Origin of the sequence: Olsenella sp. An290 (assembly GCF_002159535.1) — a bacterium.
Lineage (GTDB): Bacteria > Actinomycetota > Coriobacteriia > Coriobacteriales > Atopobiaceae > Thermophilibacter.
Genome location: NZ_NFIU01000008.1, coordinates 49561 through 69365, shown reverse-complemented (window position 1 = coordinate 69365; position 19805 = coordinate 49561). Strand labels below are relative to the sequence as shown.

General features: G+C 66.8%; 11 protein-coding genes. 4 read left to right on the top strand and 7 right to left on the bottom strand.

Annotation, left to right across the window (positions count from 1 at the left end; translation table 11 throughout):
• Window positions 1-27 precede the first annotated feature (27 nt).
• The 4 genes from priA to B5F84_RS06160 all read right to left on the bottom strand — a co-directional run bounded on the left by priA (window position 28) and on the right by B5F84_RS06160 (window position 7936).
• Complete coding sequence (priA, locus tag B5F84_RS06170; protein ID WP_087321904.1) at window positions 28-2331, bottom strand: primosomal protein N'; 2304 nt, start codon at window positions 2329-2331, stop codon at window positions 28-30.
• 496 nt (window positions 2332-2827) lie between these two features.
• The gene (locus B5F84_RS09475; protein ID WP_143786063.1) at window positions 2828-5134 is read right to left on the bottom strand and encodes a hypothetical protein; all 2307 of its coding nucleotides are present in this window, start codon (window positions 5132-5134) and stop codon (window positions 2828-2830) included.
• A gap of 672 nt (window positions 5135-5806) precedes the next feature.
• A complete protein-coding gene (gene metK / locus B5F84_RS06165) occupies window positions 5807-7090 on the bottom strand; it encodes a methionine adenosyltransferase (RefSeq protein WP_087321902.1) in 1284 nt (427 codons plus the stop codon).
• A 126-nt stretch (window positions 7091-7216) separates the two neighbouring features.
• Window positions 7217-7936, bottom strand: a complete 720-nt coding sequence (locus tag B5F84_RS06160; RefSeq protein WP_158094501.1) for a TetR/AcrR family transcriptional regulator — start codon at window positions 7934-7936, stop codon at window positions 7217-7219.
• Between the two features lie 204 nt (window positions 7937-8140).
• Between B5F84_RS06160 and B5F84_RS06155 the strand changes: the two genes are divergently transcribed.
• The 3 genes from B5F84_RS06155 to gltX all read left to right on the top strand — a co-directional run bounded on the left by B5F84_RS06155 (window position 8141) and on the right by gltX (window position 14571).
• Entirely contained in the window at window positions 8141-10723 is a 2583-nt protein-coding gene (locus B5F84_RS06155) for a YhgE/Pip domain-containing protein (protein WP_158094500.1), read from the top strand.
• The gene (locus tag B5F84_RS06150; protein ID WP_087321898.1) at window positions 10720-12948 is read left to right on the top strand and encodes a YhgE/Pip domain-containing protein; all 2229 of its coding nucleotides are present in this window, start codon (window positions 10720-10722) and stop codon (window positions 12946-12948) included. The genes B5F84_RS06155 and B5F84_RS06150 overlap by 4 nt, the downstream gene beginning before the upstream one ends.
• A 144-nt stretch (window positions 12949-13092) precedes the next feature.
• Window positions 13093-14571, top strand: coding sequence for a glutamate--tRNA ligase (gene gltX / locus B5F84_RS06145; RefSeq protein ID WP_087321896.1), 1479 nt, complete (start codon window positions 13093-13095; stop codon window positions 14569-14571).
• Window positions 14572-14974: 403 nt separating this feature from the next.
• On the opposite strand, the gene pcp is transcribed toward gltX, so the two are convergent.
• From pcp to B5F84_RS06130, 3 genes are all read right to left on the bottom strand, one after another.
• Complete coding sequence (gene pcp, locus B5F84_RS06140; RefSeq protein WP_087321894.1) at window positions 14975-15619, bottom strand: pyroglutamyl-peptidase I; 645 nt, start codon at window positions 15617-15619, stop codon at window positions 14975-14977.
• Between the two features lie 131 nt (window positions 15620-15750).
• On the bottom strand, window positions 15751-16713 hold the full coding sequence (locus B5F84_RS06135; RefSeq protein WP_087321893.1) for a DUF979 domain-containing protein: 963 nt from the start codon (window positions 16711-16713) through the stop codon (window positions 15751-15753).
• Window positions 16710-17483: a DUF969 domain-containing protein gene (locus tag B5F84_RS06130; protein ID WP_087321891.1), complete on the bottom strand. Its 774-nt coding sequence runs from the start codon at window positions 17481-17483 to the stop codon at window positions 16710-16712. The genes B5F84_RS06135 and B5F84_RS06130 overlap by 4 nt, the downstream gene beginning before the upstream one ends.
• A gap of 221 nt (window positions 17484-17704) precedes the next feature.
• On the opposite strand from B5F84_RS06130, the gene sdaAA reads away from it, so the two are divergent.
• Window positions 17705-19312 (top strand): L-serine ammonia-lyase, iron-sulfur-dependent, subunit alpha, encoded by a 1608-nt coding sequence (gene sdaAA, locus B5F84_RS06125; protein ID WP_087321890.1) that lies wholly within the window; start codon window positions 17705-17707, stop codon window positions 19310-19312.
• Window positions 19313-19805 lie beyond the last annotated feature (493 nt).

Below are 19805 nucleotides of genomic sequence, written 5' to 3'. Positions count from 1 at the left end.
CTCCTTTTGCCGGCGGCGCGGCCGGCGTCACATCAGGTCGTAGGGGTCTATGTCCACTGACATGTTAATACCCACGGGACGGCCGAGCGAAGCCACGCACGAGGAAAGCATGGTCCCGAGGTCGGCCGAGAGCGGCGCCTTCACGAGCACGTGGCGGCGGACGCGGTCCTTGACGCGGGCCTTCACGCAGTCGGCGGGGCCCAGGACCTCCCAGCCGGGCTCGGCGCCCACGCGGCGGCGGAGCTCCTCCGCCAGGCGGGCGGTGAGGTCGCGGACGGCGCGCTCGCTCGCCCCCCAGGCCACCACGTTGGCGAGGCGGCTGAAGGGCGGGTAGGAGGCCTCGGCGCGCTCGGCGAGCTCGGCCTCCAGGAAGGTCGCGCGGTCGTGCGTCGCGACGGCGCGCATGGCCGGGTGGGACGCCCACCAGGTCTGGACGACGACCTCGCCCGGGCGCTCGCCGCGGCCGGCGCGGCCCGCCACCTGCTCGAGGAGGTCGTAGGTGCGCTCGGCGGCACGAAAGTCCGGCAGCTTGAGCATGGTGTCCGCATTGACCACGCCCACGAGCGTGACCTCGGGGAAGTCGAGGCCCTTGGCGATCATCTGCGTGCCCACGAGCACGGCGCACTCGGCGGCGTCGAACTGCTCGAGGAGGCGCTGGTGGGCGCCCTTGGCGCGCGTGGTGTCCGCGTCCATGCGGATGACCTCGACGTCTTGGGGAAGGAGCATGCGCAGCTCGTCCTCCACGCGCTGGGTTCCCACGCCAAAGGCGGCGAGGTAGCGGCTCCCGCAGTTGGGGCAGCGCGTGGCGGGGTTGGGGTAGGCGGTCACGGGCCACGTGCGGCCGCAGGTGTGACACGCGAGCTCGTGGGTGCGCTCGTGGTAGGTGAGCGCCGTCGAGCAGTGCGGGCACTCGGGCACGCAGCCGCACTCGCGGCACATGAGGAAGTTGGCGAATCCGCGACGGTTGAGCAGGAGGACGGCCTTCTCGCGGCGCTCCGTCACGCCCTCGAGCGCGCGGACGAGGGGGCCCGAGAAGATGGAGCGCCCACCGCCGCGGAACTGCTCCCCCATGTCCACGACGGTGACGCGGGGCAGGACGGCGGTGCCGGGGCGCTCCGGCATCTCGACGCGCGTCCAGCGGGCGCCGCGGTAGCCGCCCTCGCGACAGCGCTCAAGCGCCTCGAGGGAGGGCGTGGCCGAGCCCAGCACGAGCGCGGCGCCGCGCTCGCGGGCGAGCTCGGCGGCGACCTCGCGGGCGTGGTAGCGCGGGGACTTGTCCTGTTTGTAGGAGGCCTCGTGCTCCTCGTCGATGATGATGAGGCCGGTGTCCGCGAGCGGGGCAAAGAGCGCCGAGCGGGCGCCCACCACCACGCGGGCGCGTCCCTGTCGCACAAGGTCCCACTGGTCGAAGCGCTCGCCGGCGGAGAGCCGGCTGTGGAGCACGGCGACGTCGTCGCCGAAGCGGCTGCGAAAGCGCCCCACCGTCTGCGCCGTGAGGCTGATCTCCGGGACCAGGACGAGCGCACCGCGGCCGTCGGCGAGGGCGCGCTCGATGGCGGCGAGGTAGACCTCGGTCTTGCCGGAGCCGGTGACGCCGTCCACGAGCACCACGTCGCCACGCGAGGCGCGGCGGGCGGACTCGATGGCGGAGAGGGCGGCGAGCTGGCCTTCCGTGAGGCGCTCGGGGCGCGGCGCGGCGGCCGAGGAGAGCGTGGTGTCCTCCGAGCCGCGAAGCCGGCGGCGGGACTCCACCTGCACGACGCCGCGCCTTGCGAGCGCGGTCACGGCGGACGCGGCGCCGGGGATGGTGGCCGAGAGCTCGGAGACGCGCTGCGGGCCCTCGCGCAGGGCGTCGAGCACGGCACGCTGGCGGGAGGCGTTGCGGGCGGGCGTGAACTCGTTGGCGGCCGGGGTGAGCGAGGCCCAGCGGACGTCGACGGCGCCGGCGCGATCCGTCTTGAGCTCCCAGGGGGCGTCCGGGGCGGAACGGGTGACCTTGACCTTCTGGCCGGGCGCGAGGAAGGGGCGGACGGCGTCACAGAGCGGGCAGGCATACTCCCGGGAGATCCAGGCGGCGAGCCGCGCGGCGGTGTCATCGAAGGCCGAGGGTGCGAGGGCCTGCACAATGGGCTGAATCTTCTTGGGCGAGACGTCCTCGGGCGGCGTGTCGGTGACATCGAGAACGTAGCCCACGGCGACCCGATGGGAGAAGGTGACGAGGACGGTGGCGCCCGTCGTGGCATCGGCGGCGAGCTCGGGGGGCACGGCGTAGGCAAACGTGCCCTCGAGCTGGCGCGTGGGTATGTCGAGCACGACGCTCGCGTAAGGCATGGCGCGGGGCCTCCGTTCTTCTGCCGGGATGGGCCTCCATTGTAGCGGGGAGCGCGGACTCGGCGCGGGGCCGGCCCTCAGAGCGAGGGCGCTACGGCTGGCGTCACAGCCACAGCACCTCGCTAGAAGTCACGCTTTCAACGTGCAAAGCGTGACTTTGGGTGAGTCGCCACAACTTGATTCGCTGGAAGTCACGCTTTGACATACGAAGCGTGACTTTAAACGAGTTGCCGCCACGTAACTCGCTGAAACTCACGCTCTGGAGGCGCAAAGCGTGACTTTGGGTGAGCTGGCGTACTTGACTCGCTAGAAGTCACGCTTGCCCCTACGAACGGGCTCTTCACCCGCGCCGGCTCACCGGCCCGCCTCTTCTTGCGATGAAACTCCGGAGTCCCTCTAGCTCCCACCTAGCATATATCGGACACTTCCACGGACCAATCCTAGGCCGAGATTTTGACTGATGTCTCCAGCGAACAAATTACTTATAATTTTTATACTATAAACGACTAACACGATCCCATATCGAATCAGAGCTTAGTGTCAAGTCACTAAGAATAGAGTCAACCCTGCTCTGTTGATTACGGTTCGGCTTATAGACTTTTCCAGAGTCTGCTTTATAATAAGTAATCATCTCTTCATCAATCAGAATCCTAATAATTTGCTTAGCGAGCTTTTTGTCGGCACTTTGTCCCATGCCTCTTGTCAAAGTCGACTCTTGGCGTCCACTTCCTGGCTCTAAGAAGAGTTTTCTCAGAATTTCTATCAGCATGCGATGCGGAACTGATAGCTCACCCTTTCTCACAGCTGAGTTTGAATGAAGGTATTCAAATTTTTTAATTTGTTTACAGCTTTCTAACCATTCGGGAACACCATTTACTGAAGAGACGCCGGCAACTTCTCCAATATCAGTATTAGGGAAAGAAACAGAATTATCTACGTTTGAATTAGTTAAATCCAGAGAATAGACCGTACAATTTCGTAGTGTTAAATTAAATACTTTCTTGCGTTTAAATGAAAGAACAGTGAATTCAGAGTAATCGATACTAATCCCTCTAAAATCAAGCGATTCAGTATCAGTTAGGCATAATGCGGCTATTATGTCAGCAACAAGCTGGTGATTCAAGGAACGGTCTAAACAGAATTTGGCGAAAGATATGAAGTTATCTGTAAGATGATTTGAATCAATATAATCAGACAAAATCTCGAGACCGGACAACTCAAGACAATAATTCCAGCGCTTACCATAATATGATGCATTATGTTGAGAGCCATCACCAGTAGTTGACTTTAGGTAAGAAAAATAGAGATTGATAATATTTTGAGCCCTTAATCCGTTTAAGATATAGCCATCATGGAATTCTCTATCTGGTGAATCTGCGGAGATTCTACCGATCGAAGGTAGCCGCTGAAGCATCAGGGCAGACTCATCGTTAGGAAATACGCCTGTCACAGATTTGAACACATCAGATAAATCACCTTGCGTAATGGGTCCGGTTGGTTTTTGCGTTCGACGCGTTAGATCTGCCAGCAGAAGCATGACCCGTTTAACAGTAAGTTGGGATATGGCTGGATTTATACTTGCCTCACGTCTGCATATTTCATTAAAGAAATAATTCCAGAACGTATAGTTTGAATTAAAGACAGGAAGAGTCTCTTGGTTGCTCTCAATTAAGGTTAGAAAGTACTGGATGACAAGCGGACGCTTAGGAATCCATCTAAATGGGAAGCTACTCACTTGATCAAGGTATCTACTTGATAGATTTTTTTCTAAATATTCAGAGAGTTCCTCGTCAGAAAACTGAGTCTTACACCCAAGTTTTAAAGTATTTGAAGAGTCGAGACCTAGGGCTTCAAACATCTCCTCATCGGAGTTGAAATAGTAGTCTCTCCCCGAAATAAGAACTCCACCTTTCGAAATAGAAATCAATTGCTTAACGCCGCGCAATGACATCGCCCTCGTATGTTGCATGGCCTGCTTATCAGAGAACCAAGATTGTGTTCCAATTTCATCGAAACCGTCTAAAAGGAGAATCACATGTAATTTCATATATTCATCAGTAAGAAAATTGTTTATGAATGACTCACCATTAATCCCCAAATCAGAGAAGTGACGATCCAGGATCTCTTTTGCGGATACCGCTCCCCAATGATTGCGTAGGTTGATTGCAAGTACATACGAAATTGATGATGATTCTGTGGTCATTTCGGAGAATATCTGCTTAATGCATCTACTTTTTCCTAAACCAAAGTCACCTTTTAAGACAATTCTTCTACCTTTACGAAGTTGATCTTTCATTTCGGAAAGTGTATATGATGATTTCTTAATTTCTCTTCTTTCTTTGCAAAGATTCATGTACGACACATTGATAAATACATTATCTTTTTCCGGTTCCCCAGTTTTCGCGTTAACAAGACTTCCAAATTGTCCGTTTTTTCTGGCGTAAACGTAGCCAGAATAATTAAAGAACTCGTTTTTGAACTCTTCAATGGAGAGAACCTTTACCTTTGATGCTTTACCTGCCTCTCTCATAGCATCAGTCGGCGTTTTCTCTAGGACAATATAACAACGTGTAAAAATTCCATCATTATTGAAAAGTGCATGCTTCACTAAGTCTAAATTTGAAATATCTTTTCTGATTTTATTAATATTATGCTGCTGTGTAATTTCAACGGCAACAGTTTCTTCGTCAGAAATATGTAGTATACAGTCGCACTTGACCCCGGCAATTATCTCTGTAGTTGCTCTACATTTCCACCGAAGACTGGCGATTTCTCTGACACTTTTTTCCAATTCCTGCCACATTATGTCTCCCCACTGGATGCATGAGCATTTTTCAATCTTGTTATGTAACTTACTAGATGCTGCCCATTCTCACGTCAGCTTATCGGGAAGTGTTGCTAATCTCGCCATGAATGGCCTCTGCCTACGCTCTACCTCCAGGCATTTTTCATTCTGCTGCGCTCGTACATTATTATGGTTGTATCACCAATAGCATGTAGGGAGTATCAATCTTGATTCTTTGATGAGCTGAGACTACACCCTCAGTCCCCTTGCCACACCACAAAAGCTTCACGTTTTCAACTTTTTTCTTCTATTGCCTGCTCTATCATTTGTTACCTGATTCGCCCTCCTCCACAGTCTCTTGAATGCTATCGACTCCCATGTGCCTGCAGTCATGCCAGTCTTTGTCGCTCACGTAGCGGACCGTACCGATTGGATGGAACAACGCCATCTCCAAAGACAAGTTCTGAATCATATGCGTACGGCACTGTATGTCGATGAGGACGAAAAGTTGGACCGTGACAGTTGGACCGTGACATTCCAACGTTCCCACGCAAACGAAGTGCGACCTCCGGCGTAAGCCGCCGGAGGTCGCCCAGCTGCGAGCAAATTGCCCATAGGTATCTTTTCTGGCGCCGCCACATCGCCTCGAGAACACTCGCCCCGCGCGGGAACAAGCCTGCCGGCAATCCCCTACCGCAGCTCAGCCACCGCCGCTCGCAGCTCGTCCACGCGGTCGCAGCGCTCCCACGTGAACTCGGGCAGCTCGCGACCAAAGTGGCCGTATGCCGCGGTCTTCTCGAAGATCGGGCGGCGCAGGTCGAGGTCGCGAATGATGGCACCGGGACGCAGGTCAAAGACGCGCGCCACGGCGGCCTCGATCACGTCGCCCGGCACCGTGCCCGTGCCAAAGGTGTCCACCATCACGGAGAGCGGGTGGGAGACGCCGATCGCGTAGGCAAGCTGTACCTCGCAGCGCCTTGCCAGGCCCGCGGCCACCACGTTCTTGGCGACCCAGCGCGCGGCGTAGGCAGCAGAGCGGTCCACCTTGGTGCAGTCCTTGCCGGAGAAGCAGCCACCGCCGTGCCGGCCCATGCCGCCGTAGGTGTCCACGATGATCTTGCGGCCGGTGAGGCCCGCGTCGCCCATGGGACCGCCCACCACAAAGCGCCCGGTGGGGTTCACGTAGACCTGGGCGTCACGCCACGGAATCCCCGACGCGTCGAGCACGGGCGCGATCACGTGGCGCAGCATGTCCTCGCGCACCACGGCCATGTCCGTGACCTCGTCGGCATGCTGCGTGGAGACCACGACGGCCGTGACCTCGACGGGGCGGTCGTCCTCGTAGCGCACGGTCACCTGGGTCTTGCCGTCCGGGCGCAGGTAGCCCACCGTGCCGTCCTTGCGCACGGCCGCCAGGCGCTCCGCCATGCGGCTCGCCAGGTAGTGCGGCATCGGCATGTAGACCGAGGTCTCGTCGGTGGCGTAGCCGAACATCATGCCCTGGTCGCCCGCGCCCACAAGGTCGAGCGGGTCCGTGGTGCGCCCGGCCTGCACGTCGAAGGACTCGTCGACGCCGGCGGCGATGTCGGGGCTCTGCTCGTGGATGAGGTTGAGGACACCGCAGGTGTCGCAGTCAAAGCCGTACTTCGCGCGGTCGTACCCGATGCGGCGGATGACGTCGCGCGCGATCTTCTGCACGTCCACGTAGGCCTCGGTGCGAATCTCTCCCGCCACGATGACGGTGCCCGTGGTGGCAAAGGTCTCGCAGGCGCAGCGCACGTTGTCCACGCTGGCGGGGACGCCCGAGGGGGAGACGTACCCCTTGGCCTCGAGCTCGGCCTCCTTGGCGAGGAGGGCGTCGAGGATGGCATCTGAGACCTGGTCGCAGATCTTGTCCGGGTGTCCCTCGGTCACGCTCTCCGAGGTGAAGAGGTACGAGCGCTCGGACGGGTTGGAACGATTGGGTGAGGACATGTTGCTCCTTCTTTCGCTTGGGAGGGCGGCCGTTACCATTCCGCCCCCTGCTCGGCTGGCTCAGAAATAGTACCCCAAGCCCCGGGCGCAAACCGCACGCCGGGAAAACGCCGCAGCAACCACACGTCAGGAGGCCTGGCCCGCGCCCGCACCCCCCAGCGCCTCGGAGAGGAGCGCGCGCCCGCGCTCGGTCCCCATGCCGGCAAACGCCAGGTCGACGACCTCGCGCACGAGCACCTCGCCGGCTCCGCCGCCGTCCCCGGCCCCGCCGGCGCCCGCCGGCGCCACGTGCTCGAAGACCAGAAACGCCCCGGCCACGGCCGCCGCCGCAAGCCGCCCGTTGATCTCGGGCCTGACGAGCCCCTCGCCCTTGGCGCGCTCGACCTGCGCGGTGAGGATGTCCACGACCCGCGAGAGCCGCGACTCCTCCACAAGCCCCGCCGCGGCCCCGGCCGCGCGCTCCGGTCGGTTGACCATGGCCAGCATGAGCGGCCCGCCGGGCCGCACCGCGTCGGCAAGCGCCCGCACGAGCCCCAGGATGGACGCGGCCGCCGAGGGGGCCGACGCCACGACGGCCTCGACCTCGCCCACGAGGTCGTCCACCGAGCGGTCAAAGACCGCGCGCACGAGCGCCGAGCGGTCCGCGAAGTAGTAGTAGAGGGAGCCCTTCGACAGGCCGCAGCGCGCGGAGACCTCGCCCATCTGGAACTCGACGTCGCCGCGCTCCACCATGAGCTCGGCCGCGGCGCGCATGATCTTCTCGCGCGTCGCGGCGCTCTTGGGGGTCCGAGCCCCCTGCCTCCCGTTTGCGGGGCGCGTGCCCGCGCCCTCGTGCCCAGCAGCCATGCGCCTCCCTTCCGTCTGCGGCAAGTGTAGCATTCCGTCATTTTTTTGACTCATATTCAAAAATATTGGACACGCGTGCATAATCAGGGCCCCATGGGGCACATTCACCCAACGAGGTGCGCCCACGCGGGCGCACGCCGCAAGACGGGCGCGCCCGGCCAGGCCGGCGCGCCGCCCGAAAACGAAGAGAGAGAAAGGACCGTCGTGCGCACCGCCGCCCGCATCTTCCGGCGCGACCTCAAGCGGATCGTCGCCAACCCCGTCGCCCTTGTCGTCACCCTGGGGGTCTGCGTCATCCCCTCCGTCTACGCCTGGCTCAACATCCTCGCCAACTGGGACCCGTACGAGAGCACCTCGACCGTCCCCGTTGACGTGGTGGTCCTCGACGAGGGCGCGGAGGTCCCCGGCCTGGGCAACGTCAACGCGGGCGAGATGGTCCGTGACCGCCTCGCCGAGAACACGCAGCTCGGCTGGACCTTCGTGGACAACGAGGACCGGGCGCTCGACGACGTCCGCGCCGGGCGCGCCTACGCCGCGCTCGTGATCCCCGAGGACTTCACCTCCTCCCTCGCCGACGTCATGGACGGCGACGCCCGCCCGGCCCGCGTGGGCTACTACGTCAACGAGAAGGCCAACGCGGTGGCCCCCAAGGTGACCGACACCGGCGCCACCACCCTCGAGAACCAGATTGCGCAGCAGTTCGTGGACGTTGCGGCCACCACCGTGACGGAGCGTCTCCAGGGCGCGACGGATAAGGCCGCAAGCGGGATCGACGCCGCCCGCGCGGGCGCCGCGGGAAGCCTCTCCGAGGTCGAGGTCCTTCTCGGCGGGCTTGCCGACGACCTCGACGGGACGGGAGGCGCCCTGGGCTCCGCACGCGCCGCCGTCGCGAGCGCGCGGGAGGCCGTGGGCACGGTCGGGGGCGCCGCGGATGCGCTCTCCGCCGACCTTGACGGCGCGCTGGGCGGGCTCTCCGGGACGCGCGAGGACGCCCGAGAGCTTGCCCGCACCCTCTCGGACGCCCTCGGGACGGCCACCGGGACGGTCCTTGGTCTCTCGTCGCGCGCGAGCCACGACATCGGTGCCGTCGCCGGGGACGTGGGCTGGGCGCAGGGAAAGCTCGACGCCGCCATCTCCCAGATCGAGGCGGCCAACGGCACCGTGCGGACGCTGCGGCTCTCCCTTGAGGGCGCGCGCAAGGTCATCGTCTCCGTGACTCCGGCTGAGGGCGAGGCCGCGACCGCCCAGGCCGAGCTCACCGCCTCCCTCGACCAGGAGATCGACCTGCTCGTCAAGCTCTCTGACGCCCAGCTCTCCAAGCTCGAGGAGCTCCGCGCGCTCTCTCGGGAGGTCGCGGACGGCGCGGACGCGGTGCGCGGCCTTGCTGACGGCGTGAACGACGCCGTCCAGGCCGGGGCGGGAACGCTCTCGGACCTCCGGACGGGCCTCGCGCAGGGCGCGGCGCCCGAGCTCTCCTCCGCCCTCGACGACCTCGCCGACGCCGGCGGCCGCCTCGCGGGCGGCGCCTCCGCGCTCCCCGCCCTGCTCGCACAGGCCGACGCCACCCTCGCCCAGATGGACGCCCTGCTCGAGCAGGGCACGGGCACGCTCGAGGGGGCGACCTCGTCCGTGCGCGACGCCGCGGCCCGCGCCGGCGCGCTCGCGGGCGACCTCTCCGCACTCGGGAGCGCCCGCGAGACGGCAGGCGTCTCCGACCTCCTCTCCCTTGACCCGGAGGAGACGGGCGCCGCCGTCGCCGACCCCATAGAGATGGTCACCGAGCCCCTCTTCCCCGTGTCCACCTACGGCTCGGGCGTGGCCCCCTTCTACACCAACCTGGCCCTCTGGGTGGGCGGCTTCGTGCTCGTGGCCATCTACAAGCTCGAGGTCGACCGCGAGGGCCTCGGCGCCGAGGCGTCCCCCACCGAGGCCTTCTTCGGCCGCTGGATGCTCCTCGCGCTCCTGGGCCAGGTCCAGGCGGTCATCTGCTGCGCAGGGGACATCGCGCTGGGGGTCCAGTGCGTCTCCCCGGCCGCCCTCGTCCTCGCGGGGATGGTCGCCTCGCTCGTCTACGTCTTTGTGGTCTACGCTCTCGCCGTCGCGTTCAAGCACGTGGGCAAGGCGCTCGGTGTGCTTCTCGTGGTGCTCCAGATTCCCGGCGCCTCCGGCCTCTACCCCATCCAGATGCAGCCGGAGTTCTTCCGCGCGCTCGGCCCCTGGCTGCCCTTCACCTACGGCATCGACGCCATGCGCGAGGCCGTGGCCGGCTTCTACGGCGACGCCTTCGCCAGAAACCTCCTCACGCTCCTGCTCTTCCTCGTGCCGGCGCTCTTTGTCGGCGTGGCCGCGCGACGGGGCCTGCTCGGCGTGAACGCCCTCTTTGACCGGAAGATGGCCCAGACCGACCTCCTCATCGCCGAGCGCGTGGGCGAGAAGGACGCGGGCCGGCTCGGCACCATCCTCGACGCGCTCGCCGCCTCCCCCGCCCACCGCGAGGCCCTCCTTGCCCGGGCGGAGCGCTTCGAGCGCGCCTACCCCCGGCTGGTGCGGCGGGGGCTCGCGGCGCTCCTTCTGGCGCCGCTCGGCCTCCTGGCCCTGCTCTTCGTGCTCCCCGCCAAGTTCGCGCTGCTCGTGTGCTGGATCGTCTCGCTCGTGGCCACCTGCGGCTACCTCATCGGCCTCGAGTACATGCGCGACCGGCTGGGCGAGCGGCGCGAGCTCGCGAGGAAGGACGGCGACGAGCTCCTCGCGCTCGCGCGCCGCGAGAAGGGAGGCGACGGGCGATGAGGCACGTCTGGGACTTCATGCGCCGTGACGCGCGGCACGTCCGCTCGAGCGCGATCGCGCTCGTGGTGTTTGTGGGCATCGTGGTGGTGCCCTCGTTCTACGCCTGGTTCAACATCGCGGGCAGCTGGGACCCCTACGGCAGCACGAGGAACCTTCGCGTGGCCGTGGCCAGCGAGGACGCGGGCTACGAGAGCGAGCTCGTGCCCGTGAGGATCAACCTCGGCGAGCGCGTGGCGGCCGACCTCAGGGCGAGCGACTCGATCGGCTACGTGGTCACCTCGGCGGACGAGGCGCGGGAGGGCGTGCGGTCCGGCGCGTACTACGCGGCGCTCGTCATCCCGGAGGACTTCTCGCGCGACCTCATGTCCACGCTCACTGCCCATCCCGAGCGCCCGCAGGTGACCTTCTACCAGAACGAGAAGAAAAACGCGATCGCGGCGATCGTCACGGACAAGGCGCGCGACGCCGTCATGGCCGACATCGACGCGAGCTTTGTCGAGGCGGTGGCGTCGGTGGGCGCGGGCGCGGCCGACGAGCTCGCCTCGGCGCTCAACGACGACCAGGTCGCGGGCATCGCCGGGCGGCTCGACGCGGCCGTGGTGGACGCGGGCGACGCGCTCGCGGACGCGGCAGGCGAGCTGAGGTCCTTCTCGGCCCTGCTCTCGTCGACCGAGGGGCTCCTGGGAAGCGGCGCGGACACGACCGCGGCGGCGCTCGGTCCCGTGGCGGACGCCGACGGCGCGCTCGGCGCGGCCGCGGACGGGCTCGGGAGGGCGGGCGAGGCCGTCGACGGGGCCGTGAGCTCCGTGACGGGCGCGCTCGACGGGGCCGCGGGCGGGCTCGACGGCGTGGACGAGGCCATCGCCCAGGCGTTCGATGCGGCGGGCGCGCAGACGGGGCGCCTCGACGCGGCCCTTGGGAGCGCGGGCGAGGCGGTCACCGAGCAGATCGGGCTCCTGGAGCGGCTGTCCGCGGCCCTTGACGAGCAGGACGGGCTCACCAGGGAGTTCCTGCGGCACTACGAGGTGGGCGACGTCGAGTACGAGCGCGTCGACAGCGTCCGCGTGAGCGTGGAGGGGCTCGGGGAGCGCGTGGACCAGGCCCTCGCCGAGTTGCGCGAGCTCTCGGACGGGATCGCGGGCGCACGGGAGGACCTTGCCTCCGGGGCGACGGACGCCGAGACGGCGCGCGGGGAGCTCTCCGGGCTCGTCCGCGACGCGCGCGCGACGCTTCGGGACGCGGGGGCCGCCTACGACGGGGACCTCAAGGCCGCCCTCACAGAGCTTGCGGGGACCGTGCGGGACGCCGCCGGAAGGGCGGGCCAGGTGCGGACGAGCCTTGCGGGGACGCTCGACGCCGTGCAGGACGCCGAGAAGGACGCCGCGTCGAGCCTCGGTGCCGCACGGGACGGGCTCGACGAGACGGCCGCGGAGCTCGACGAGGCGGCGGGCCGTCTCTCCGACCTGCACGAGAGGCTCGCGGAGGCGCTTGGCTCGGGTGACGTCGCGCAGGTGCGCGCGGTGCTCTCGGCCGGGCCGGGCGAGCTCGCGCGGTTCGTCGCCGCGCCCGTGGCGGTGGAGCGCACAGCCGTCTTCCCCGTGGAGAACAACGGCTCGGCCATGACGCCGTTCTACACGACGCTCGCCATCTGGATCGGCGGCGTGGTGCTCGCGGCGCTCGTCCGCGCGACGCCCTCGGCGGCGGCGCTCGCCGAGACCGGGTGCACGCACGCCGAGGCCTATCTCGCCCGAGGCGCGCTCTTCTGCGCGATCGGGCTCGCGCAGGCGGCGCTCATCTGCGGAGGCGACCTCTTCTACCTGGGCGTCCAGTGCGAGCACCCGGGCCTTTTCCTGCTTGCGTGCTGCGCGTCCTCCCTCGTCTACGTGAACCTCATCTACGCCCTCACCGCGTCGTTCGGCGACGTGGGCAAGGCCGTCGCCGTGGTGCTCATGGTGGTGCAGGTGGCGGGCTCGGGCGGAACCTTCCCGTCGCAGATGCTGCCCGCGGCCTTCCAGGAGATCTACCGCTGGTTGCCCTTCGTCCACAGCGAGGGGGCGCTGCGCGCGGCGATGTTCGGCATCTTTGAGGGGGACTTCTGGCGCGAGCTCGCCACGCTCCTCGCCTACCTGGTGCCGGCCCTGCTCCTGGGGCTCGTGGCGCGCCGGCCGGTGATCAGGCTCAACGAGTGGTTCGAGCGCAGGCTCGAGGAGACGCGCGTCATGTGACGGGGCACGGGGCGGGACGAGCGCCGGACGGGGCCGGACGGGGGCCGGGGCCCGCCCGGCCCCGCGACGCCGCGGCGCGAGGTCCTTCTCGCCCGCGCTATACTGAATGCGTATGTGACAAGCGGCTCCATCGAGAGGAATCCCATGGCTGACACCCCCGTGCGCGTGCGCTTTGCGCCCTCCCCCACCGGCAAGCTCCACGTGGGCGGCGCGCGCACCGCGATCTACAACTGGGCCTTCGCCCGCGCGAACGGCGGCACCTTCATCCTGCGCATCGACGACACCGACCCCACGCGCTCCACCGAGGAGAACACCCAGATCATCCTGCGCGCCATGCGCTGGCTGGGCCTTGACTGGGACGAGGGCCCCGAGGTGGGCGGCGACTTTGGCCCCTACTTCCAGACCGAGCGCGCGGGGCTCTACCGCGCCGCCGCACGTCGCCTCTGGGACGAGGGCCGCGCCTACCCGTGCTTCTGCACGCCCGAGCAGCTGGCCGCCGACCGCGAGGCCGCGCAGGCGCGCAAGGACCCCTTCCAGGGCTACCAGCGCCGCTGCCGCGACCTCTCCCGCGAGGAGGCGCAGGCGCGCATCGAGGCCGGCGAGCCCTACGTCCTGCGCATCAAGGTGCCCGAGGACCGCGGCGACGTCGTCGTGCGCGACGCCGTCCACGGCGAGGTAACCTTTGCGGCGCGCGAGCTCGACGACTTTGTCATCCAGCGCTCCGACGGCACGCCCACCTACAACTTTGCCACTGTGGTGGACGACGCCGCCATGGGCATCACCCACGTCATCCGCGGCGACGACCACCTCTCCAACACCCCGCGCCAGGTCATCGTCTACGAGGCGCTGGGCGCGCCGGTGCCCACCTTCGCCCACATCTCAATGATCCTGGGCGCCGACGGCAAGAAGCTCTCCAAGCGCCACGGCGCCACCAACGTGGAGGAGTACCGTGACGCGGGCTACCTCTCCGACGCCTTCGTGAACTACCTGGCGCTTCTGGGCTGGTCGCTCGACGGCGAGACCACGATCATCCCGCGCGACGTGCTGGCGCGCGAGTTCTCGCTCGAGCACGTGTCCAAGAACCCGGCGACCTTCGACCCCAAGAAGCTCGACTGGATCCAGGCCGAGTACATCCGCTCCATGAGCGACGCCGCCTTCGCCGACGAGGTCATGCTGCCGGAGCTCCACGAGGCCGGCGTCATCGGCGGCGACTTCGAGGCCGACGAGGCCTGGGTGGACGCGCTCGCCGCCATCGTGAAGCCGCGCACCAAGTTCCCGGCGGACGTGGTCACGGTGACGGCCCCGGTCTTTGCCACGGCCGAGACGCTCGCCTACGACGAGAAGGCCGTGGAGAAGGGCCTCGCCAAGGAGGGCATGGGCGCGGTGCTCGACGCCGCGCGCGAGGCGCTCGCGGCGCTGCCGGAGTGGGAGCCGGCCGCGATCGACGCCGCGCTGGAGCCGCTCCCCGAGGCGCTCGACGTGAAGAAGCGCCTGGTGTTCCAGGCCGTGCGCGTGGCCGTGTGCGGCAACCTCGTCTCGCCGCCGCTCGGCGAGACGATGGCGCTCATCGGCCGCGAGGACTGCCTGGCCCGCATCGACCGCGCCCGCACCATGGCGGCGTAGGCGGCGCCCAGCGCCCTCGCTGACCTTGCGGCCGGGCCCCGCCGGCGCTCTCGCGGCGGCTCCGGGCCGAGGGCTCTTCTCGGCGTTTACGCGGCTCCGCCTGGCGGTTCTTCTCGACAGGCTCTTTGATGAGGCGCCCGGAGGGCACGCTGAACTGCGCCCCCGGGCGCCCTCTTGTGCATACGTAACGCCACATTGCTGGAAATGACGAGTTACGTATGCCCCGACCGGCGAAAACGCATACGTAATCTGCCTTTTCTATGCTCCGGGACAACAAATCCCGGTTTACGTATCCTTCCGAGAATACGTAAACCGGGATTGCCGAAAAACGACCTTACGCATGCTCGCGGCCCGCACGCCATACCGTGGCCGCCCGCAGGGCGAGAAAAACCGGCGAGAAGGGCTAGTGCTCGGTCCCCTCGCCTGCGCGCACGGCGTCGTCGGCGCAGGTGACCGCCGCCTCGATCATGGCCGTGAGGCCCCTCACCATCGTGTCGACCGTCATCGAGGCCGCACCGTCGCCGCGCTCGAGCACCTGCTCCGCCGCAAACGGCACGTGCACGAAGCCGCCGCGCACGCCGGGGTGGCGCGTGGCCAGGCAGTGCAGCAGGCGGTAGAGGACCTCGTTGCAGCAGAAGGTGCCCGCCGTGTAGGAGACGGCCGCCGGCACGCCCGCGGCGCGGGCGGCGTCGACCATCGAAAAGACGGGCAGCGTTGCGAAGTAGGCGTCGGGGCCGTCCTCCTCGAGCCGGCCGACCGGCTGGTTGCCCTCGTTGTCGGGGATGCGCGCGTTGGCGAAGTTGATCCCCACGAACTCGGGCATGACGTGGCTGCGGCCGCCCGCCTGGCCCACGCAGAGGACGAGGTCGGGCCGCTCGGCGTCGATGGCGGCGGCCACGGCGGCGGCGTCCTTGCCAAAGACCACCGGGATCTGCACGCGCGCCACCTCGGCCCCCGCGATCTCACGCGGCAGCCGGCTCACGGCCTCCCAGGCCGGGTTGATCGTCGCACCGTCAAAGGGCTCGAAGCCCGTCACCAGTACCTTCATCGAAATCCGTTCCTTTCTCGTCCGGTCGCGCGCGGCGGCCGGGTCGGTGCGTCGGCAGGGATGCGGGGCGGCGGTCACGCCCGCGCCCGGCGGTCGGGCGCGCCGTGACGGCCTGCCCCGTCACCCCGCCATCACGAGAGGCCAAAGACGATCATGTAGACGATCTGGGCCACCAGCATGAACAGGGCGATGGGCACCTGCTTCTTGATGACGCCGTAGGAGTCCTTCATCTCCAGGATCGCCACCGGGACGATGTTGAAGTTCGCGGCCATGGGCGTCATGAGCGTGCCGCAGAAGCCGCAGGTCAGGGCCACCGACCCCACAAGCGCCGGGTCTGCGCCAAGCGACAGGACAAAGGGCGCGCCAATGCCCACCGTAAGCACCGTGATGGCGCCGTAGGCGTTGCCCATGACCATGGTGAAGACGGCCATGCCCACCGCGTAGACGATGATGCCCACCGTGGCGTTGCCCTCGGGGATGACGCCGGAGACCAGGCCGGAGATGACCTCGCCCACGCCCGCGGCCGTGAAGATCGAGCCGAGCGCGGCAAGCAGGACCGGCAGCATGGAGAGCGGGCCCACCGTGTCGAGCATGCGGCGCGTGTCGTCGAGGAAGACGCGCGGGGTGTTCCGGCGGGAGAAGGCCATGAGCAGAAGGCCGCCCACGACCACGCCAAAGGTAAGGCCCACGAGCGAGCTGATCTTGGTGAAGAGCGCAAAGACGAGCGCCATCACGCCAAGGGAGAGGGCGGGGATGAAGATCTTCATCCCGATGGCGTCGTAGTTGGCCTGCATCTCCTCCTGCGTGGGCGCACCCTCGGCCCCCTTGCCCACCTGCTTCAGGATGGGCGGGATAACCATGAGCACCACGAGCACGCCCGCGGCCGTGGACGGGATCCAGCGGCCCACGATGAAGAGCACGCCGAGGATGCACCAGAAGAGGGCCGTGCCCACGCGGCGCTCGTTGGTGCGGTCGAGGGCGTTTCTCACGCCCGCATAGAACGCCACGAGGCCGATGAGGATGTAGACGACCTCGAGGAGCTTGTCGGAGAGCGTGACGTCGGCGCTCTGGAAGAACTGGAGGAACTCCGTCATGCGTCCTCACCGTCCTTCTCGCCAGACGCGGGCCCGTCGGAGGCGGCGCGGGCGGCCTCGTCGAAGGTGGCGTCGCCCGTGGCCTTGATGACCCGGGCACGGCGGCGCATGAGACGCCGGTCGATCACGTTGTAGTAGACGATGGCGACGAGCATGGCGATGATCGCCACGGGGACCTGGACGCGGGCAAGGTCGAGCAGGCTCACCTCGTAGCCCAGGCCCGCGAGCGTGCCCTGCACGAGCAGGCCGCCCGCGCCGCCCACAAAGAGCACCTGGCCGAAGAACCACGCCACGTTGTCCATGCCCGCGGAGATGCCCTTGAGCTCCTCGAGGTGGCGCTCGGAGATCTTCTTGCCGTCACGCTCGACGGCGGCCTGCGCCATGGGCATGATGATCGGGCGCACAAAGCCGGCGACGCCGCCAAAGTTGACGTTGAACGCGGCAAAGAGCACGCGGATCACGCCATAGACGGACACGATGACGCCCGAGGTGGCGTTGCGAATCCTGCCGATGAGCTCGGCGGCCGCCTGGCGCAGGCCGTTGCGCTCGAGCGTGCCCGTGATCACGAACGTCATGATGAAGATGCACATGCTGCGGTTTGAGACGAAGCTCGTCCCAAGGGTGTCCAGGAACGCCACCGGGTCCATCCCGCCCACCACGGCGGTCGCGACGGCGGCCACCATGATGATGAGGATGGAGTCGAGCCTGAGCGCAAACCCGACCACGACGATGACGATTCCCAGGAGCTTGAGAAGCTCGGTGGGGTCCATCGTTCCTCCTTATGTAGACAATGCGACTTGGCTATCCTATCTGACCCCCTCCCCGGGCGAGAAAAACGTGCTCAAACCGAAACATCACATGCGAGGGGAGCATGGTCGGGCCGGGCGGGTCAGGCGGCGGGGCGCGCAGGTCCGGCACCCCCGCCGCCCCGCCGGGACGGACGTGTCGTATCCTTGTGGTCGGAACACCGCACCCAACCGGGAGGAGCCCCATGGCAGCCACGCCGCAGACCCTTGCCACCACCTCGGCCTTCGAGGTGCTCGGCCCCGTCATGGTGGGCCCCTCGTCCTCGCACACGGCCGGCGCCCTGCGCTGCGCGCGCGTGGCCGCCTCGCTCCTGGAGGGCCGCGTCGCGCGCGTGCGCTTCCGCCTCTGGAACTCCTTCGCGCACACCTACCGTGGCCACGGCACCGACCGCGCGCTCGTGGCGGGCGTGCTTGGGCTCGACACCGACGACGAGCGCATCCGCGACGCCTTTGACCTCGCCCGCGAGGCAGGACTCGACTTTGCCTTCGAGGAGGCCGGCGACGACGCCTCCGTCCACCCCAACACCGTCGACATCGACATGACCGACGAGTCCGGCGCGCGCTGCCAGGTGCGCGGCGAGAGCCTCGGTGGCGGCAAGATGCGCATCAGCCGCATCGACGGGGTCGGCGTGGACCTCACGGGGGCCTACACCACGCTCTTCGTCTCGCACCGCGACGCCCCGGGCATCCTGGCCTCGCTCACGCACCTGCTCGCGATGGCCGACGTCAACATCGCCTTCTGCCGGACCTACCGCACCGAGCAGGGCGGCCGGGCCTACTCGGTCTTCGAGACCGACGGGGCGCCGGACCTCTCCGTGCTGCCGATGGTGCGGCGCCTGCGCGACGTGGACTTCGCGACCTTCATATCGGTGCCGGGCTCGGCCTCGGCGACCTCCCCTGGCGTCACCGCGGCCGAGCTCTTCGACGACGGCGCCCAGCTGCTCGACGCCTGCGCCGAGCACGGCCTCTCCATCGGGGGCGTCATGGAGCTGCGCGAGCGCGGCCTCACGGGAGCCGAGCGCGCCGAGGCCTCCATGCGCCGCGTGATCGAGGTCATGCGCGAGGAGACCTCGGCGCCCATCGCGGCGCCGGCCCGCTCCCTCGGCGGCTTCATCGGCGGCGAGGCGCGCCTCGTGGCCACGGGTGCCGAGCGCTGGGCCACGTCGCTCATGGGGACGGTCCAGACCGACGCCGTCGCCCGCGCGATGGCCGTACTCGAGCGCTCCGCCGCGATGGGCGTCATCGTGGCGGCCCCCACGGCGGGCTCCTCGGGCGTGGTTCCGGGCTGCGTGCTCGCCGTCGCCGACGCGCTCGGCGCGGGCGAGAAGGACGTCGCCTCCGCGCTCTGGTGCGCGGCGGCCGTGGGCCTCAACATCCAGACGCACGCCTGCGTGGCCGGCGCCGAGGGCGGCTGCCAGGCCGAGGTGGGCTCTGCGGCCGCGATGGCCGCGGCGGCCCTGGTCGAGCTCCTCGGCGGCACGCCCGAGCAGGCGCTCTGCGCGAGCTCGCTGGCAATTGCCAACCTGCTGGGGCTCGTCTGCGACCCGGTGGGCGGCCTCGTGGAGGTCCCCTGCCAGGCGAGAAACGCGATCGGCGTGGCCGCAGCCTTCTCGGGCGCGCAGCTCGCCCTCTCCGGCGTGCGCTCGCTCGTGCCCTTCGACGAGGTCGTCGCCGCGATGGCCGAGGTCGGCCACGCCCTGCCGTCGCGCCTGCGCGAGACCGCGCGCGGCGGGCTCGCCGTGACGCCCACGGCCCGCGCGGCGTGCGCGGCGTGCGGCGCCTGCGGCGCGTAGGGACAAGACCGGGGCCCTTCTCGGGCCCTTCTCGAGGTCTTCTCGGGTCCTTCTCGGGTCCTTCTCGGGTCCTGGGGCAACCCGGGCTGCACCACGATCTCGCATCCGGATTAACGCGCATAATCTGTTTTCAAAACGTATATCCGCAGGACGCTTTTTGGGAAAAGTCAGATTTTGTGCGCTAATCGCCTCGAGGAGCGCCCGGCGAGAAGAACCTCCCACCCGCACCCCCCAGAAACGGTCCGGGCGGCCGCTCGGCCGCAGCCGGCGCCGGCCCCGCCTGACAGCGGCAGACGTGCCGGACCTCACAGGACGTCAACGCAAAAAGGGCCGGAACCCGAAGGTCCCGGCCCTGAACGTTTACCATGACGAGAATGACAATCTGGGCCACCACGATTGCCGCGCTCATCCCTAACCCTCCCTCAGCGGACACGAGCAGCCAGAGAGGACATCGAGGAAGCAACCACAGCAGTCGGCTGCGGCACCAGGGGCG

What these genes read in the sequence shown, in the direction of transcription:
- B5F84_RS06130 (WP_087321891.1), bottom strand. Translation starts at nt 17,483, where the DNA reads ATGGACCCCACCGAGCTTCTCAAGCTCCTGGGAATCGTCATCGTCGTG.
- pcp (WP_087321894.1), bottom strand. Translation starts at nt 15,619, where the DNA reads ATGAAGGTACTGGTGACGGGCTTCGAGCCCTTTGACGGTGCGACGATC.
- sdaAA (WP_087321890.1), top strand. Translation starts at nt 17,705, where the DNA reads ATGGCAGCCACGCCGCAGACCCTTGCCACCACCTCGGCCTTCGAGGTG.
- B5F84_RS06150 (WP_087321898.1), top strand. Translation starts at nt 10,720, where the DNA reads ATGAGGCACGTCTGGGACTTCATGCGCCGTGACGCGCGGCACGTCCGC.
- B5F84_RS06160 (WP_158094501.1), bottom strand. Translation starts at nt 7,936, where the DNA reads ATGGCTGCTGGGCACGAGGGCGCGGGCACGCGCCCCGCAAACGGGAGG.
- gltX (WP_087321896.1), top strand. Translation starts at nt 13,093, where the DNA reads ATGGCTGACACCCCCGTGCGCGTGCGCTTTGCGCCCTCCCCCACCGGC.
- B5F84_RS06135 (WP_087321893.1), bottom strand. Translation starts at nt 16,713, where the DNA reads ATGACGGAGTTCCTCCAGTTCTTCCAGAGCGCCGACGTCACGCTCTCC.
- B5F84_RS09475 (WP_143786063.1), bottom strand. Translation starts at nt 5,134, where the DNA reads ATGTGGCAGGAATTGGAAAAAAGTGTCAGAGAAATCGCCAGTCTTCGG.
- metK (WP_087321902.1), bottom strand. Translation starts at nt 7,090, where the DNA reads ATGTCCTCACCCAATCGTTCCAACCCGTCCGAGCGCTCGTACCTCTTC.
- priA (WP_087321904.1), bottom strand. Translation starts at nt 2,331, where the DNA reads ATGCCTTACGCGAGCGTCGTGCTCGACATACCCACGCGCCAGCTCGAG.